Raw genomic sequence first — 17,529 nt, 5'->3', positions numbered from 1 at the left:
GTTAATTCTAGTACCTCCACTCTCTTTCTTTATTCAACTCCTCTTCGCTTAAAATTTCTTCTTTAGGAATTACTTTTAAGAAAGATGGATGTTGCTCAATCGCCATTTCTAATTGCTCCACTAGGTCTGCAACTGTTACGTTGTCATAATCAATATCTAATGGCTTTTTAATTTCCATAGATTGAAGAATACCACGCTTTTTAATTCGGATACCTTTACGGTCAAATGATCTTCTAAAACCATCTATAACTATAGGCACAACAATAGGCTTATTTTTTTTAATTAAATGGGCTGTCCCTCTTCTAATAGGTTTCCAAGGCCTAGTGGTTCCTTGTGGGAATGTAATAACCCAACCATCTTTTAATGCAGTAGAAATACTACTAACATCGCTCATTTTTACTTGACGTTTAACATCTTTACCTTCAGACCTCCAAGTTCTTTCAATACTAACTGATCCTGCATAAGCTAATATTTTAGGCAATAAACCTGACTGCATAGTCTCTTTTGCTGCAACAAAGTATAGGTTAAGTTTTGGTCTCCATAAATACCCAATATTTTTAATACTGTCTTCACGACCACTTAAGCTAGCATTAAAAACGTGAAACATAGAAACAACATCAGCAAAATATGTTTGATGGTTTGACACAAAAAGCACATTTGTATCAGGGAGATCACGAATAATTTCGCTACCCTCTATCTCTAATGTATTGAACCCCTTAAAACGCCTGTGTGTTAATGCTCCAAGAATACGGATTAACCAAAGCTTAAGGAAAAGTATATGCCCAAATGGATTTTTTTTGAAAAGCCCCATAGTATTTCGTTAGTTTAACCTGTTTTAAAAGTGTGAGTTTTTTCACAGGGATGGCAAATGTACAAAATATTGTGCTTTAGAGTACTTGTTTAAGCAGCTCTCGAATTTCACCAAGCATCATTGCAGTAGCACCCCAAACTACATGACCATTCAACAAGTATGCAGGCACTTCAATATCAGTAGCATAGGAAGTAGTAATCCTTTTATTCACCATAACTGCATCATCTAAAAAATGTGAAAGTGGTACTTCAATTAATGCATCAACTTCCTCCTCTTGGGCTACAAATTGAGGAGTTTTTTGTGTAATACCTATAAAAGGTTGCACAAAAAAATCGCTTGGTGGAATATAAATTTCAGTCATTTTTTTCAACACTGTAACTGTATTTCTAGGTACGCCTACTTCTTCTTCGGTTTCACGCAAAGCCGTTTCTTTAGAAGAACCATCTTCTGGCTCAGCCTTACCTCCAGGGAAACCCACTTGAGCACTGTGTACCCCTTTATAAGTATTTCTTAAAATCAATATTAGATGTGTTACACCATCATTTGAAGGATAAAACAACGCCAGCACTGCTGCTTTTCGTGCTTCGTCTTTTTCGCGAGCCATTTTAGTCAATGCTTCTAATCGCTCAATGGGCGCCATTTTATAGTGCGCATTTTCGCCGGGTAAAGGCAAATTTGCTACTTTTACAATCTGTTTCTCAAATTCTTCAAATGTCATATTTTATTAAATTTTTAAGTCTGACACTGTGCCTTTTTATTATACTCACTAGTTGTGAAGATACAAAAAAGCACGAGCAAAATACATCTATTGATGCATTAGACAAAACGAAATCTCTTGCTTCGGAAATATTAAACAATGAAAAAATAGCAGATAGTTTAACAGTTGTTAATGCTGATAAAATTTCAGAAACACTTGAAGAATTCCCACCAATTACTAAAGATAATGTGGTGGAATTTCTAACTGAATATGGAAAAAATAATCCTGAAAAGAACGTTAGATTCAACACAAGTCTTGGGACTATTGAAGTAACACTATATGACGACACTCCATTACATAGAGCCAATTTTATTTATTTAGTAAAACAGAAATATTTTAACACTACGTTTTTCCATAGAGTCGTTCCTAATTTTATAATCCAGGCAGGTACTAGTGATAATAGAGATACGCAGATTGACAGAGCCCGAATAGGGAAGAATTATCGAATTCCAAATGAAATTAAAAAAGGTAGAATACACAAAAAAGGAACCTTATCTGGAGCAAAATATTATCGCGATAACGATGATAATATGACTGAACCTTTTGAGTTTTTTATATTCTTAGGGCCACAAAAATCTACTAGACATCTAAATGGAAATTATACCATTTTTGGTGAAGTAACAAAGGGTATGGATATTGTAGAGAAGATTGCAAACGTTGAACACGATGACCAGGACTGGCCATTAATTAATGTGACCCTAACGGCCGATATAATTAAATAATATGAAACACATACTTTCTATAGCCATATTTGCTACTTCATTAATAGGAAATGCGCAAGATTTTAAAACCGAATTCAGAAAAGACCTTTGTGATTGTTTTACTGAAAGCGGAGATGACGAAATGGGCATCGATGAATGTTTTGAACTTAATACCACAAAGTATGATGAGGCGTTTGAAAAATTGATTGATCCAGAGTCAGATGTATCTCCATATGAACAAGGTATTGCTATTGGACAAGATTTATTTTACGAATCGCAAGATTATTTAGTTGCTAACTGCGACGCATATTACAAGTATTTTAATGCGTTGAGAGAAGAGTCTTTTTTAGAAATGAAAGATGCTTTTGATCAAAATATACTTTCGAATTTGACTATTGAAATTTCAGAAGAACCTTCAGCAGATTTACTTTGGAGTCGAGGTAATATGTATTTTGCAATAGAATCATACGACCGCGCGCTTGAGGATTTTGAAAATGCTATAGCATTAGACCCAAGTTATGCACAAGCTAATTTTTCTAAAGGTTGGATTTTTGAAAGACAAGGAAAATACACCGAAGCTATTCAGCTTTACGAAGAAGCTTTAGAAGAAACTGGAATTAGAGAAATGAAAGTTTTTATTGCACTCGCAAAACGAAATGCAAAAGAAAGTAAAAAGTAGCCATTTAGTGCACTGACTATTTTACAATTTCTTTCTTATAAATATTAGGCAGTGATATATTAAATGTTACTGCTAAAATTCTAATCAATACAACTGTGCCACCTGATATAGCTACTATAGCTACGTTAGGTAGCTTTGTGTAAAGCAATACAAAATACACTGCTCCTCCTAAAATACAAGCTGTAGCGTAAACGTTTTTTCTAAATATTATTGGTATTTCGGTACAAAGTATATCTCTAATTACACCACCAAAACAAGCACTCATTGTTCCTAAAGCAATACATATAAGTGGTGGGAAGTCTGCTTCAATACCTTTTTCCACCCCTATTATAGTATATAAACCAATACCTATAGTATCAAATAAAAAGAGTGATTTACGTATATAATTAAGTCGTTCTCTAAAAATTACCGCTAATAATGTAGCGACACCAATTACATAAATATACGTTAAATCTCGCATCCAAACTATAGGTGCATCAATAAGTAAATCACGAAGAGTACCTCCTCCTAATGCGGTTACAATTGCTATAATAAATATACCAAATGGATCTAACTGCTTTTTCATAGCGGTTAATGCACCAGATATTGCAAATGCTAAGGTTCCTAAAATATCTATAATAAATGTTACGTCCATTATTGTTGGGTATAGAAATTATAATCTTTAACCACTTTATTTACAAAATCAATTGGCTTTTCATCAAAAGTAACATTCATCACGCCACTAACTTTAATAGCTAATTTTAAAATAATTTTATGTCTACTATTTCTTCTAGCGTCTTGAAATACGTTTTTAATTGTTTGCATTTCTGCATCACTAAATACTGTTACTTGTGGATATTTCGGAATATAATCTGATGGTATATCTTCTAATATAGTTCGCGAAAGTTGAATAGGGTCTTTTTCAGAAATTACTGTTGTTTGAGCTGCAATATCCCCTAGTCGTTGTCCTTTACCATTTAGCAATACCGTAAACAATGCTATTGCACCACTAGAAATAGAGATATCGATTATACGCATTACCCATCTAATAATGTAGTTTGAAAAATCTGGTGTACTACCATCTAGTTTTACTACGCGCATTTTTAAGGCCGCTTTGCCGGGAGAGCGTCCGTTCCAAGCTGCTTCCCAAACTAAATGATAAAAAAAGATAGGCAAACCAATAGTTGCACCAACTACAATTTGAAACTCATCAAACATATCTAATGCTGAAAAAATGTACGATACAATTAAGGCGTACGCTACTATAATCAACATATCTATAAGGAAAGCTCCTACACGAGAACCAACTCCTGCAACTTGTTGAGAAATATTGACATTTTGCGCCGTTTCTATTTGAAAATTGTCCATTTAATCTGTTTCTTTGAAGTAAAACACCTGCTATATGCGCGAGGCCGCTTTTGCGAAACAAAATAAAGATAAATGGTTAAAATTTGAAAGCGTTCTTCGTAATAATACTGTTATGCCTCCAGATGAGCTAAGCAACCTCTATATGGAAGTCACAGATCATCTAAGTTATGCGCAAACATTTTACCCTAACAGCAACACCCTTAAGTATTTAAACAGCCTATCAGTACTTGCTCACCAAAAAATTTATAAAACTAAACGTGAGTCGAGAAAGCGTTTTATTACGTTTTTCACTAAAGAATTTCCATACTTTTTTGCTCAATATCACAAACAACTACTAATTGCCTTTCTAACTTTCCTTCTTTTTTCGATTGTTGGAGCATATTCAGCAGCAACCGATGGCAATTTTGTTCGCTTAATTTTAGGCGATGGGTATGTGAACATGACAATGGAAAATATTGAGAATGGAGATCCAATGGCGGTTTATAAAAAAATGAAACAAACTACAATGTTTGTTGGGATTACACTCAATAATATTATGGTTGCTTTATATGCATTTATATATGGTATCTTTTTAGGTTTAGGGACAATGTTTATTATGATGCGAAATGCAGTAATGCTTGGTAGTTTTCAATATTTTTTCTTTGAAAATAACTTAGGATGGGAGTCTGTACGTACAATATGGATACATGGTACTATTGAAATATCGGTAATTATAATTGCTGGTTGCGCTGGGCTTGTTCTAGGAAACAGTATTTTATTTCCCGGAACATACACTAGGCTTCAGAGCTTTATTAGAGGGGTTAAAGATGGATTAAAAATAATGCTTAGTACCATACCATTTTTTATAGTTGCAGGGTTTTTAGAAAGCTATGTAACTAGACATACCGAAATGCCAGACTGGCTAGCAATACTTATTATTGGGTCATCATTAGCTCTTATATTGTGGTACTATATATTTTACCCAATTAAACTTAATAGAGCACATAAAAACTTATTAAAAACATTGTAGACTATATTATGAAAGAAACCATCACTTTTAAAAAAGAGCGAGAATTAGGAGAAATTCTAAGTGATACTTTTAAGTTTTTACGTCTTGAAGGAAAAGAACTTTTTGGCTATATATTTAGAATTGCTGGTCCTGCGCTATTAATTATGGTAATTGCAATGAGTGTGTACACTCGCACGATGGTTACAGGAATGGACAGCTTAGGTGTACTAGGAAGTACTTCTAATTTTTCAGGATCATTTTGGATTGCTGTATTATTTCTAATACTATCTGGATTAGCTTATTACGCATTACTTTATGGTGTAATAAATCATTATATAAAATCGTATATCAACAATAACGGAATTGTGGTTAAGGAAGATGTAACTCAAGGAGTGAAAAATGATTTTTGGAGCTTAGTGGGACTAAATTTAATTTCAGCAATAATTATTGGTATTGGACTAGCCTTTTGTGGTATTCCAGGTATTTATTTTTCAATAGTACTTATTTGCACCTACTCTATTTTCATTATGGATCGTATGGATATTTCCGACACTATTAACTACAGCTTCAAATTAATAAAAGGAGAATGGTGGATGACGTTTGCAACAATGTTTGTAGTAGGATTACTTTACTATGTAATGATTATAGTTTTTCAAATACCACAATACATTTATTTCTTTTTAAAAGCTTTCGTTAATTCTGAAACTATTTCAGCAGACCCATCTGCTATGTTTGATTGGGGTTATACTATTTTTAGTGCCATTGGCATGATTGGCCAGTACTTAGGTTATACTATGATGGCGATAGCTACGGTTTTTGTGTATTTCAACTTAAACGAAAAGAAAAACCTAACCGGAACTATTGAACAAATAGAAAATTTAGGAGATACAACAGACGATACATTAACAACTAGATTCTAAGAGTACTTCTGAAATTTTCAACACTCATACTCGCGCTTTTATATGCTATTTCGTGCTTTGTCACAAATGGACAAAATAAAGACACCCTTGAAATAAAAGAACAAGTTATCGTATACGATCAAACGAGGAATCGAGTACCACTTAGTCTAGATAAAAATAGTTTAGAAAATTTTAAAAGTGATGATGCTTACGATTATACTGAATACGATGAACAATCTAACTGGTGGACAGATTTTAAAAATTGGTTAAATAGATTGTGGAATGATTTCTGGCATTGGCTTGTGGGGGATTATGATCCCGGAAGTTTTTTAGGCTTTATTATTCGTGTTCTACCTTATTTACTCATTGCCGGAGTTATTATATTTTTAGTTTGGCTATTTATTAAATTGAATCCTGGAGCTAAAATATTAGGAAGCTCGAAGTCTGCTGAAGTCTTTTTTACTGAAGAAGAAGAAATCATCAAAACAAAAAACATAAAAGAACTAATTGAAAAAGCACTACTTAACAACGACAAGAGGTTAGCGGTACGTTACTACTACCTATTAGTTTTACAGGGATTAAGCGAAAAACAACTTATCGACTACGAATTTGACAAAACAAATTCAGATTATATAAGGGAATTAAAAAGTAGCGACCTTTCTTTAGGCTTTCAAAAAGCAACCACCCTTTACGATTATATTTGGTACGGTAACTTTGATGTCACCCAAGAAAATTTCGGCAAAGCCCAACACACTTTCAACGAACTTGAACGCTTAATATCTAAACATTCATGAGTCGCTTTCAAAAAATAGTGTTTGCTGGTTTCCTACTAGCTATTTCAGCTTTAGTCTATATGGAGGCAACAAAGCCTGTGCCCATAAGCTGGTATCCAAGTTACGTTGATAGTGCCACAGTACCTTTAGGAAGCAAAGTATTGTATAAGTTACTAGACGAAAAACTTGGACAACAAATAAAGAAAGTAACAAACCCCCCGTTTGAAAATGCGAATGACTCAACATTTAATGGAACTTATTTTTTCTTAAATAATGATATAAATTTTGATGAAGCAGAATTAGATAGGTTGTTAAATTGGGTTAATCGTGGTAATCAAATATTTATTTCTGCGAACTATGTTGGCCATTTATTAAAAGACACATTAAAACTTGAAACGCAAACCGTTTGGCTTTCAGATAAAGTAACTACGGAGCCCCTACTTAATCTATCAAACAATATATTAAAACTTGATAAAGAAGTACATATTGAGCGTAACTTAAGCATCCCTTATTTTGAAGAAATTGATACACTTTCGCAAGTTGCTTTAGGGATTGTTAGTGCATTTAATGAAGACAAAATAGAAGAACCTGAAATTAATTTTATCCAACAAAATTGGGGTGATGGAGAAATTATCATCCACTTACAACCTGAAATTTTCAGTAATTACTTTCTCCTTGAAAAAGATGAAAACATAGCTTATACCGAAGCAGTACTTTCCTATATAGACACTAAAAATACTATTTATTGGGACGCACATTACAAAACAGGAAAACCTTTTAATATATCGCCACTTCATTTATTATTAGCTAATAAATATTTTAAATGGGCATATTACTTACTGCTAATTGGTGTAATACTTTTTGTGCTTTTTGAAGGTAAACGTAAACAACGTAGCATTCCAATACTTAAGACAAATACCAATAGATCTTTTGAATATACTCGAACTATCTCAGGCATGTACTACGATAAAAAACAATACAATGAAATTGCCAAAAAACAAGTGAGTATGTTCATGGAATATGTTAGAACTAGACTGCGTGTTTCTACCACAATATTAGATACAAAGTTTGTAAACGAAGTTGCTGCACGAAGTGGAAATACCGTTGAAGATACTAAAAACGTATTAAAATTACTCACACAAATTGAACAAGAAAACATCGTGACAGAAGAGCAATTAAAGTCACTTTACCATACTATTTCAGAATTTAAAAAACACACGGATGGAAAATAATATTGAAGATACTAACGACGATGTACAATTTAACAATCGTATTCCTTTAGAAGAGCTTAAAAATGCTGTACAAGAAATTAAAACGCAATTAGCTAAAATTATTATTGGCCAAGAAGAGTTTATTGAACTTTTAATTGTGAGCTTACTTGCAAATGGCCATGTACTTATTGAAGGTGTTCCAGGAATAGCTAAAACAATTACTGCTAAATTATTTGCAAGAACATTGAAAACCGATTTTAGCCGAATCCAATTTACACCAGATTTAATGCCAAGTGATGTTTTAGGAACTTCAGTTCTAAACATGAAAACTTCAGAATTTGAATTTAAAAAAGGGCCTATTTTTTCTAACATTGTTTTAATTGATGAAATAAATAGAGCTCCCGCTAAAACTCAAGCAGCCCTTTTTGAAGTAATGGAAGAACGCCAAATTACAATGGATGGTGAACGGTATATTATGGAATATCCATTTATGGTTTTAGCCACTCAAAACCCTGTGGAGCAAGAAGGAACCTATGCATTACCTGAAGCACAATTAGACCGTTTTCTATTTAAAATAAAAGTTGATTACCCAAAACTAAAAGAAGAAGTAATAATTTTACAAAGCCATCATGCACGCAAAAACGCCATGCCAAAAGATGAAATTGAAGGTGTTTTAAATGCTGAAAGTCTAAAGAAATTTAGATTGCAAGTACAAGATATATTAATTGATGAAAAGCTATTTATGTACATCGCTCAAATTGTACATAACACCCGTAATCACCCACATCTTTATTTAGGAGCCTCACCAAGAGCTTCACTAGCAATAATGAATGCTGCCAAAGCTTTCGCAGCTCTTGAAGGAAGAGATTTTGTAACGCCAGATGACGTTAAGAAAGCCTTAGCGCCTGTATTAAGACACAGAATCATTCTCTCACCAGAGCGAGAGATGGAAGGAATGACACCAGAAGCTGTTATAGATATGATTGCTCAATCTGTAGAAATCCCAAGATAATTAATGATTAATTTCTTTAAATCCTTATACCTAACGCCACGTTTCTTTTATGTGCTAGCTGTACTTATAGCGCTATTTTTAGCTTCCTATTGGTATAATAGCATCTATGGAATATTGTGGATTATTGTATTCTTTTTAAGCATTCTGGTTTTAGTAGAAATGGTAATGCTCTTTACAACTAAAGGACTTATAGCAAACCGAATAGTTCCCGATAAATTTTCAAATAGTGATTTAAATCCGGTTATTATTCAGCTACAAAACAAACACCCTTTCAACATTCACGTGGCTTTGGTGGATGAGTTACCTGTTCAATTTCAAAAGCGCGATTTCTTTCAAGAACTGCAAATAAAAGGTAACGAGCGTGCTAATTTCACCTATGATGTTAGACCAGTTGATCGTGGTGAGTATCACTTCGGAAATTTAAATTGCTATACAACTACCTTCTTAAGGTTAGTTAGAAAGCGCTATACTTTTAATAATGAACAATTAGTAAAAGTATATCCATCATTTATCCAAATGAAAGCATACGATTTTCTAGCAATTGATAACCGAAGATCTCATCTTGGCTTGAAAAAAATTAGAAGAATAGGTCACACCATGGAATTTGAACAAATAAAAGAATATATTCCTGGAGATGATGTACGTACCGTAAACTGGAAAGCAACTGCAAAGCAAGGCCAATTAATGGTTAATCAATTTCAAGATGAAAAAATGCAACCAGTTTATAGTATTATTGATACTAGCCGTGTTATGAAAATGCCTTTTGAAGGTCTAAAACTTGTTGACTACGCTATCAATAGTGCTCTAGCATTTTCTAACATTGCACTAAAGAAAAAAGATAAAGTAGGACTAATAGATTTTTCAAATAAACTAGGTAATTTTTTACCAGCACAATCTAAGAAAACCTACCTAATGACTATAATGGAGGCGCTGTATAACGTGGACAGTAAATATCTAGATGCAGACTACGGAATTTTACAATCGCTTGTAAGACGTAAAATTACACAACGTAGCTTACTGCTACTGTACACTAATTTTGAACATATATCATCATTACAAAGACAACTTCCTTATTTACAAGTTATTGCTAAAAAACACGTGCTTGTGGTTATCTTTTTTGAAAATACGGAACTTAAAACCTTAGTTCAATCAAAAGCTGAAACTACAAGTGATATTATGGATCAAACTATTGCGCAACAATTTGAGTTTGATAAAAAAGTAATTTTACGTGAGTTACAACAACGAGGCATTCAAGCCATTTTAACTTCTCCAGAAGATTTAACGGTAAATACAATTAATAAGTATTTAGAAATTAAGGCGAGAGGGATTTTGTAATGAGTATTATTAGATTATAATATAAAATCTAATTTGAAGGTAAATTTAAACTTTAAAAAAAATTACTATCTTTATGATGACTCCCCGCTAATACTTCAATACCTTTATTATGAAAAATTTTAACTTTACCCCCCCATCAATCAATATGCCTAATCTTTATTGTCGTATTTAATTTTGCTCAATCACAGAACTTTGATTATTACTATTTAGAAATAAATGAGGGTAGTGAACTAGGTATTATTCAGAAAACAATAAATGATAATCAGACTATCACTCTAAATATGAGTAACAATAATTTTGCAACTAAATTAAATTCTAAAAATTTATTTGAGTTTAAACAATTATATCCAACTGCGGAGACACCAAGACTAAAAAGAGTATACTTGATTGCTTTAGAAAAAAACAGTCCTATAAATGACGTTAGACAAAGTGTAGAAGTAAATAAATTTAACCTAATAATTGAAGATAACCAAGATGTTTTACTGAATCAAAATTTTACTGCTATACCCGATGATTACATAGATATAATTACAGGAGGTAGAAGTACTAGTTTGGATTTAATTAAAGCTCCATTAGCTTGGACAGTAACTACTGGTGATCCAAATACTCTTGTTGGGGTTGTAGATACCAATATTAATAATAATCACGAAGATTTGGGTCAAATTCATGATAATATAATTATTAATCAAAATAATGTTAATCATGGGCTAGGAGTTACAAGTGCTATTAATGCAAATACAGGTAATAATTTAGGTATGGCTAGTCTCGGTTATGATTTAAGTGTAGTATTTGCAACCGCATTTAGTGATTCAAATTCAACAATTTCTAGAGCATCATTAATTAATGGGCTACTACAACTTTCCCAATACCCCGGTGTTCGAGTGATTAATTGTAGCTGGATTTTTTCAGAAAACAGTCCATTTAAGGAAGATCTTGATGAAGTTATAGCTGAAGTCGAAGATAATGGTGTTCTTGTTGTTGCGGGAGCTGGAAATTCTAATAGTAATACTTATTATTATCCTGCATCTTATGACTCTACAATATCCGTTACATCAGTCGGTTCTAGAGTACCCATTGGTGAAGATCATAATTTAACTGATCCATACGGTACTCCATTTTGGTGGAGTTCTTGGCAAGATTGTCACGCAGGTAGGCCTGAATATGGTCAAGGTGGTCACACTAGAAATGATAAAGTTGATGTAACTGCACCTGGTATTTTAACGTTAGCTGCTACAGAAGATTATGCCGTTTATCCAATGGGTTATTCTTTAAATGTTGGCACATCTGGAGCTACACCTTATGTTACCGCTCTAGCTGGTCTTTTATTTTCAATCAATCCTAATTTTACTCCAGCCGAAGTTAAAGATATTATAAAAGACACAGCAGATGATATTTATTATATTCCTTATAATCAACAATATCTTGGATTAATTGGCACTGGCAGAATTAATGCTTTTAGAGCAGTAAAAACAGCTGATTGTATCGTTAATCCCAAGCCAGGTCTAGATTTAGCAATGCAGAATTCAGAAATTGATTTACTAATGGAACCTGACATAGAAACTGATTTTGTTTGGAGAAGTAAAGATATATTTGTCAGAAATCAAGACGATGGAGATTTAATATCAGTTCATCAAAATCCTGAATATTCTGATAATTTGCCCAATTTTGTTTATGTTAGAATCACTAACAATAGTTGTATAACATCAGATGGTACTGATAATCTTAGACTTTATTGGGCTAAGGCCAATACAGAATTAACTTGGCCTCTTCATTGGACTGGAGATTTATACATAACCGATCCAGTTACTAATCAAGATATTCTAATGGGTAATGAAGTAGGAGTAATGACAATACCAATATTAGAACCTGGTGAATCTAAATTAATAAAATTTACATGGAATGATATGCCAAATCCAGATGATTATGAAAATATAAATCCTAATAAATGGCATTTTTGTTTTTTAGGTAGAATTGATACACATAATGATCCAATGACTTTTTCTGAAGGAACATCTATTACTGAAAATGTGATGAACAATAATAATATTGCTTGGAAAAATACAACAGTTGTTGACATAGCTTCAGATGTTACATCAGATATAAGTGGAGTAATTGGTGTTGGAAATTCAACAAGTTCATCAAAAAGTTCCTATTTAGAATTTGTAACAGATACTATTTCTGGAATAAAACCACTATACGAAGCAGCAGAGATTATAGTTCAAATGGACAATTCAATTCTAGATTCTTGGGAAAATGGAGGTTCATTAAGTGTCAATTTTTCAGAAGATAAGACTCCAAATAATAAAATAGTAAACAATCAAAAAGCAAATTTAAATAATATTATTTTACCACCGAATAGCTATAGCGCTATAAACATATCTTTCAATTTTTTAACAGATAAAAAAGATGAAACACAAAACTATACTTTCCACGTAATACAAAGAGACTCTAACAATGATGAAATTATTGGTGGTGAAACATATGTTATAAATAAGTATCCTCGGCCTAATTTTCAAGCTGAGGCGGGCAATAATAAAGAAATTGATAAAGATGAATCAGTTACTATAAGTGCTGCGCAAATAAATGAGGCTGCTCAGTATAATTGGTATGATCCTGAGGGTAATTTAATTTACACTGGAGAAAACTTAACAGTATCTCCAAATGTCACAAAAACTTATACTTTAGAAATAATTTCTGATAGTGATGGTTACAAAGACTATGATGAAGTTAAAATAAAAGTGAATCCATATAAAATAGAGAGTTTAGCTCCTAATCCCTCTAATTCAACTGTTTCAATAAATTACATTGCTGATGAAGCTACTTCTGCTTATATAATGGTTGTTGGTACTAACAATAATACTTCTAATAATTATATTATTGACCCGTCATTAACGACAATAAATCTAGATGTAACAAATTATGAAAACGGCATATATGCAATTGCTCTAGTTTGTGATGGTGAGATAGTTTCTTCAAAATACCTTTATAAAAATTAAAAAAATGAGAAAAATTTTCACAATACTTTTTTTATCGATTTGTTTTGTTACTAGCAGCCAAAACCCTCAACTAACAGAAAATGAATGGTTTCTGCAAAAACTTACAATTGATAATACAGATATAGTTACTCCAGAAGAGTTACAAAACACAACTCTTTTTATGGATAACACTGTAATAAACGTAGAAACCTCAATATGTCAAGAATATTTACAGGGATTAATTGATATGTACATTTCTGACGATCAATTTACATTAATGGATGATGGCGGCACTGTATTATTAGGGATTTGCGGAGGTGATAATTTCCAATTTGTTCAAGCACATAATTCGATATATTACAACACGAATGTTTCTCCTAGTTTAGCAAAAAATGATTTTAGTTATGCTATTTTTTCTGAAAATGACATTTTGTTTTTAGAAATAAATAATGGTGAAGGAAATAGTGCGACATATAGTAATGAAATATTATCTTTAAATTCTAATAGTATTTCAAAATCTAGTTTAACACCTAACCCCGCAGTAAATTCTATAACAATTAATAGCAATAATAACATATTAAATTACGGTATCTATACAATCACTGGCAAACTCATTTCATCAAAAAATATTGATACTACCAAAACATTCTCTATAAATATCGAGCAATTACCAGGTGGTTTCTATTTTTTAAAATTAATTACCAATAATCATCAAATTGAGACTTTAAAATTTTTGAAATACTAATATTATTTTTATTAATTAAAATTGCGCAAACTACTGAATTGTTTGCGCAATTTTTTTTAAACTAACATTTCAGCAATAAAATATAACAATTCAGTTATTCCCTTTTTCTGAAACTTTAAGTTCCTTGCATCTTTGCTTCAACAAATAATACGAACCACTAAATCCTATAATTATGAAAGCAATTATCCTATCAATCGCACTTAGTCTAACATTTATTATCACAAACGCCCAATCTGTAACTACTAAAGGTCAAGACATAACAGTAACAGTTCCTTCAAATTCAACACAAGGAAAGATAATACTTGGGTTACATACTGAAACAACCTTTATGAAAGCTGAAGCCATACAAGGCCAAGTAGGAGAAATTAAAGATGGAAAAGCAGTAGTTACATTTAAAAATGTACCATCAGGAGCCTACGCTATCACCATATTTCACGATAAAAATGATAATAAGATAATGGACTTTGCTGCTAACGGTATGCCTTTAGAGGACTATGGTGCTTCTAATAACGCAATGAGTTATGGGCCTCCTAACTGGTCTGCAGCAAAATTTAACGTTACTAATAAAGCTATTTCAATGGAAATACGATTATAAGACTACATACTATATTTTAAAAATCCCGCTTAAGTTAGTACATAACTTAAGCGGGATTTTACTATAAAGAAAAACTTTTTTGCTTTGCCTAACTATCATTAATAATTATATTTGCTTTAAATTTAAACAAAATGACTATTACCCAACTTAAGTATGTTCTTGCAGTCGCTGAAGCTAAAAACTTTACCAAAGCAGCACAAAAAACTTTTGTAACGCAGCCTACATTAAGTATGCAAATACAAAAATTAGAAGAAGAACTTGAAATAGTCATTTTTGACAGAAGTACAAAACCTATTGAGTTAACCCCTATTGGCCAAAAAATTGTAACTCAAGCCAAGAGTATTGTAAATGAATCAAACCGCATGCAAGATGTTGTAGACCAAGAAAAAGGGTTTATTGGCGGAGAATTTAAAATTGGTATTATTCCCACTGTGATGCCAACTTTACTACCTATGTTCTTAAAAAACTTCACGAACAAATACCCTAAAGTTCAACTAAAAATAGAAGAACTTACCACAGACGAAATTATCTCAAAATTAAAAAGAGGTCATTTAGATGCAGCAATAGCAGCAACACCTTTAGAGCAAGAAAAAATTAAAGAACGTGTAATTTATTACGAACCATTTGTAGCATATATACCAGAAGGACATAAACTATCAGAAAAAGAAAAAATTAATGTAGATGATTTAGATCTTGATGATTTATTGTTACTTGAAGATGGACATTGTTTTAGAGATGGAATTATCAACTTATGTAAATCAAATGCTGCCATTTCTGAAGATCACTTTCAATTACAAAGTGGAAGCTTTGAAACACTTATAAAATTATCTAATGAAGGATTAGGGATGACGCTTCTACCCTATTTACACACACTTGATATTCCTGAGAGACAGTTATCAAAATTAAGGTATTTTGAAGAGCCTTCTCCAGCTAGAGAGGTAAGTCTTATTTATAGTACAAATGAATTAAAACTTCAAATAATTAATGCTATGTACGATGTTATCGCTGGTGTGGTAAGAGGAGCTATTCGTTTTCAAGATGTAAAAATTGTGAGCCCTATTAAATAGCATATACATTTATACAAATAAAAAAAAGGCACCTTATTTAAAAGATGCCTTTTTTTTATGGATTTAAATAGATCAAACATTGATCTAATTGTGGATTAGTTTTAACGAGAGAATCTACCCAGATTTTTAATTCCTCAATCTCATAAGGTAATAATCTTGAAAGTGCTTTTTGAAGCTCTTTACAAAAAAGTGTAGTGTCAAAACTAACTTTTGATAAGACTGCTTTCGTGTAGTCAAACATTGCTCTAGCCATAGTGTAACTTAATTTAATGTTAATAGAGTAGTGTTTTCTGTATAGGCTGTATGTTTTTATTTATAGACGATTAAAGATAGTAAATATTTCAATACAAACGAATATTGATTCTAAATAATAAAAAAAGTTTTCAACAATACGCTAAAAGACAACTACTTAGCCCTCAATCGTACTGTCCATTCAAAATCAAAAACGGAAACTATATCTCCCTCTTGATCAGTTCCTGTAGACTTCATCCAGAAGGTTTGACCTTCTCCAGTTTCAACAGTCGCCTTAATAGCTTCCCTTATTAGATGACCATCATTACAAGTAAAATTAATACGGCCTCTAGCCTTTTTAGTGAAAGTTGCTTTATTGTTAGCTACTAACATAGAAATTGACTTTCCGCTTTCCTCAATACCACCAATAACCATTGAACCCGTACTTAACTCTGCAGCCATACCTTGTACAGCCCAAAAAAGAGATTTGAAAGGATTTTGATTAATCCACCTATGCTTTACTGATGTTACACAGGTTTTATCTGAAAGTTCTTTTACCCTAATACCTGTTAAATAAACAGAAGGTAATTTAAACATCGTATATAGGTTAATTTTAGCAGGAGTGGGCATCATATTATTCTAAGTTTCTAGCGAAGATAGCAAATATACCCCTAAATATTGTTCAATTTTTTAATGGAATAATTTTTATGCTAATTTTAATCAAACGCTACAAAAACACACAAACAACTATAAAACAGCACTTTAATAAATTACCAAATGTTAATATTGTGTTAATTTTAGTACTATGCGTAACATAATACCTTTTTAAAGACATATATTTGTATAAGAAATTAATAGGCTATGGAACAATCAACTACTGAAAATAATAAAAATATAGGCGCTTTAATGCATGGTAGTACCTTTTTAAAGTACTGCTTTCCATTCGCTAATTTTTTTGCTCCTTTACTATTATGGACACTACATAAAGAGAAGCCATTTTTAGATTATCATGGAAAACAAGTCATAAATTTTCAATTAAGCATTTTAGTTTATGCTTTTGGAATTGGTTTATTAAGCCTTCCATTTGTTGCCATTTTTGCTTCAGATTTTATTGGACTTATTGATACAATAGATAATAGTTCATATAATGACCATAATTATGCACTAGGAAATTTAGGAGGCTATATTACTTTACTATTTGTTTTTGGAATGTTATTTTTAGGACTGTTTCTATTTGAATTGTACTACGTAATAACAGCAACAATTAAAGCTTCAAAAGGAGAATATTTCAAATACCCTTTATGCATACCTTTTATACCAACTGAAACCAATACTAACCAACCCGAAATACTAACTGACGAAATAATTTCCGAAGAGAACATTTCAGAAGAAGACTTATAACT

19 protein-coding genes are annotated in these 17,529 nt (G+C 32.0%); 13 read left to right on the top strand and 6 right to left on the bottom strand.

The window, feature by feature from the left end; all coding sequences use genetic code 11:
• Positions 1–7: 7 nt before the first annotated feature.
• Both GBH57_RS05785 and GBH57_RS05780 read right to left on the bottom strand, forming a co-directional pair.
• On the bottom strand, positions 8–811 hold the full coding sequence (locus tag GBH57_RS05785) for a lysophospholipid acyltransferase family protein (protein WP_151673132.1): 804 nt from the start codon (positions 809–811) through the stop codon (positions 8–10).
• Positions 812–887: 76 nt separating this feature from the next.
• Positions 888–1,529 carry an NUDIX hydrolase gene (locus tag GBH57_RS05780; protein WP_151673131.1) on the bottom strand — a complete coding sequence of 214 codons (642 nt, stop codon included), beginning with the start codon at positions 1,527–1,529 and terminating at the stop codon, positions 888–890.
• Here GBH57_RS05780 and GBH57_RS05775 point away from each other — a divergent pair.
• Together GBH57_RS05775 and GBH57_RS05770 are read left to right on the top strand one after the other, a co-directional pair.
• Positions 1,523–2,290 (top strand): peptidylprolyl isomerase, encoded by a 768-nt coding sequence (locus GBH57_RS05775; protein WP_151673130.1) that lies wholly within the window; start codon positions 1,523–1,525, stop codon positions 2,288–2,290. The genes GBH57_RS05780 and GBH57_RS05775 overlap by 7 nt on opposite strands.
• Before the next feature lies 1 nt (position 2,291).
• Positions 2,292–2,948 (top strand): tetratricopeptide repeat protein, encoded by a 657-nt coding sequence (locus GBH57_RS05770; protein ID WP_151673129.1) that lies wholly within the window; start codon positions 2,292–2,294, stop codon positions 2,946–2,948.
• A 16-nt stretch (positions 2,949–2,964) separates the two neighbouring features.
• Here the strand turns inward: GBH57_RS05770 and GBH57_RS05765 are convergent, their stop codons facing one another.
• Both GBH57_RS05765 and GBH57_RS05760 read right to left on the bottom strand, forming a co-directional pair.
• Positions 2,965–3,582 (bottom strand): trimeric intracellular cation channel family protein, encoded by a 618-nt coding sequence (locus tag GBH57_RS05765; protein WP_151673128.1) that lies wholly within the window; start codon positions 3,580–3,582, stop codon positions 2,965–2,967.
• Positions 3,582–4,295, bottom strand: coding sequence for an RDD family protein (locus tag GBH57_RS05760; protein WP_151673127.1), 714 nt, complete (start codon positions 4,293–4,295; stop codon positions 3,582–3,584). The genes GBH57_RS05765 and GBH57_RS05760 overlap by 1 nt, the downstream gene beginning before the upstream one ends.
• A gap of 34 nt (positions 4,296–4,329) precedes the next feature.
• Here GBH57_RS05760 and GBH57_RS05755 point away from each other — a divergent pair, with 34 nt between their 5' ends.
• The 10 genes from GBH57_RS05755 to GBH57_RS05710 all read left to right on the top strand — a co-directional run bounded on the left by GBH57_RS05755 (position 4,330) and on the right by GBH57_RS05710 (position 15,895).
• The gene (locus GBH57_RS05755) at positions 4,330–5,304 is read left to right on the top strand and encodes a stage II sporulation protein M (protein WP_151673126.1); all 975 of its coding nucleotides are present in this window, start codon (positions 4,330–4,332) and stop codon (positions 5,302–5,304) included.
• Between the two features lie 8 nt (positions 5,305–5,312).
• Positions 5,313–6,203 carry a hypothetical protein gene (locus tag GBH57_RS05750; RefSeq protein WP_151673125.1) on the top strand — a complete coding sequence of 297 codons (891 nt, stop codon included), beginning with the start codon at positions 5,313–5,315 and terminating at the stop codon, positions 6,201–6,203.
• 254 nt (positions 6,204–6,457) lie between these two features.
• Complete coding sequence (locus GBH57_RS05745; protein WP_161596069.1) at positions 6,458–6,976, top strand: DUF4129 domain-containing protein; 519 nt, start codon at positions 6,458–6,460, stop codon at positions 6,974–6,976.
• The gene (locus GBH57_RS05740) at positions 6,973–8,187 is read left to right on the top strand and encodes a DUF4350 domain-containing protein (RefSeq protein WP_151673123.1); all 1,215 of its coding nucleotides are present in this window, start codon (positions 6,973–6,975) and stop codon (positions 8,185–8,187) included. The genes GBH57_RS05745 and GBH57_RS05740 overlap by 4 nt, the downstream gene beginning before the upstream one ends.
• Complete coding sequence (locus GBH57_RS05735) at positions 8,177–9,178, top strand: AAA family ATPase (protein WP_151673122.1); 1,002 nt, start codon at positions 8,177–8,179, stop codon at positions 9,176–9,178. Before GBH57_RS05740 ends, GBH57_RS05735 begins: the two co-directional genes overlap by 11 nt.
• 3 nt (positions 9,179–9,181) lie before the next feature.
• Positions 9,182–10,513 (top strand): DUF58 domain-containing protein, encoded by a 1,332-nt coding sequence (locus GBH57_RS05730; RefSeq protein WP_151673121.1) that lies wholly within the window; start codon positions 9,182–9,184, stop codon positions 10,511–10,513.
• A gap of 281 nt (positions 10,514–10,794) precedes the next feature.
• Positions 10,795–13,509 (top strand): S8 family serine peptidase, encoded by a 2,715-nt coding sequence (locus tag GBH57_RS05725; protein ID WP_151673120.1) that lies wholly within the window; start codon positions 10,795–10,797, stop codon positions 13,507–13,509.
• A gap of 4 nt (positions 13,510–13,513) precedes the next feature.
• Positions 13,514–14,233, top strand: coding sequence for a T9SS type A sorting domain-containing protein (locus GBH57_RS05720; RefSeq protein WP_151673119.1), 720 nt, complete (start codon positions 13,514–13,516; stop codon positions 14,231–14,233).
• 172 nt (positions 14,234–14,405) lie between these two features.
• Positions 14,406–14,828, top strand: a complete 423-nt coding sequence (locus GBH57_RS05715) for a DUF2141 domain-containing protein (RefSeq protein ID WP_151673118.1) — start codon at positions 14,406–14,408, stop codon at positions 14,826–14,828.
• Between the two features lie 131 nt (positions 14,829–14,959).
• Positions 14,960–15,895: a LysR family transcriptional regulator gene (locus GBH57_RS05710; protein WP_151673117.1), complete on the top strand. Its 936-nt coding sequence runs from the start codon at positions 14,960–14,962 to the stop codon at positions 15,893–15,895.
• A 55-nt stretch (positions 15,896–15,950) separates the two neighbouring features.
• Here GBH57_RS05710 and GBH57_RS05705 read toward each other — a convergent pair whose 3' ends face one another.
• Both GBH57_RS05705 and GBH57_RS05700 read right to left on the bottom strand, forming a co-directional pair.
• Positions 15,951–16,148: a hypothetical protein gene (locus tag GBH57_RS05705; protein WP_151673116.1), complete on the bottom strand. Its 198-nt coding sequence runs from the start codon at positions 16,146–16,148 to the stop codon at positions 15,951–15,953.
• Positions 16,149–16,300: 152 nt separating this feature from the next.
• The gene (locus GBH57_RS05700; protein WP_151673115.1) at positions 16,301–16,759 is read right to left on the bottom strand and encodes a DUF4442 domain-containing protein; all 459 of its coding nucleotides are present in this window, start codon (positions 16,757–16,759) and stop codon (positions 16,301–16,303) included.
• A 228-nt stretch (positions 16,760–16,987) separates the two neighbouring features.
• On the opposite strand from GBH57_RS05700, the gene GBH57_RS05695 reads away from it, so the two are divergent.
• On the top strand, positions 16,988–17,527 hold the full coding sequence (locus GBH57_RS05695; RefSeq protein WP_151673114.1) for a DUF4870 domain-containing protein: 540 nt from the start codon (positions 16,988–16,990) through the stop codon (positions 17,525–17,527).
• The last annotated feature ends 2 nt before the right edge of the window (positions 17,528–17,529 follow it).

This window comes from Patiriisocius marinus, from assembly GCF_008974325.1.
Taxonomy (GTDB): Bacteria; Bacteroidota; Bacteroidia; order Flavobacteriales; family Flavobacteriaceae; genus Patiriisocius; species Patiriisocius marinus.
Note: the sequence above shows the minus strand (reverse complement) of the source record. Positions and strands in the feature narration are given on the sequence as shown.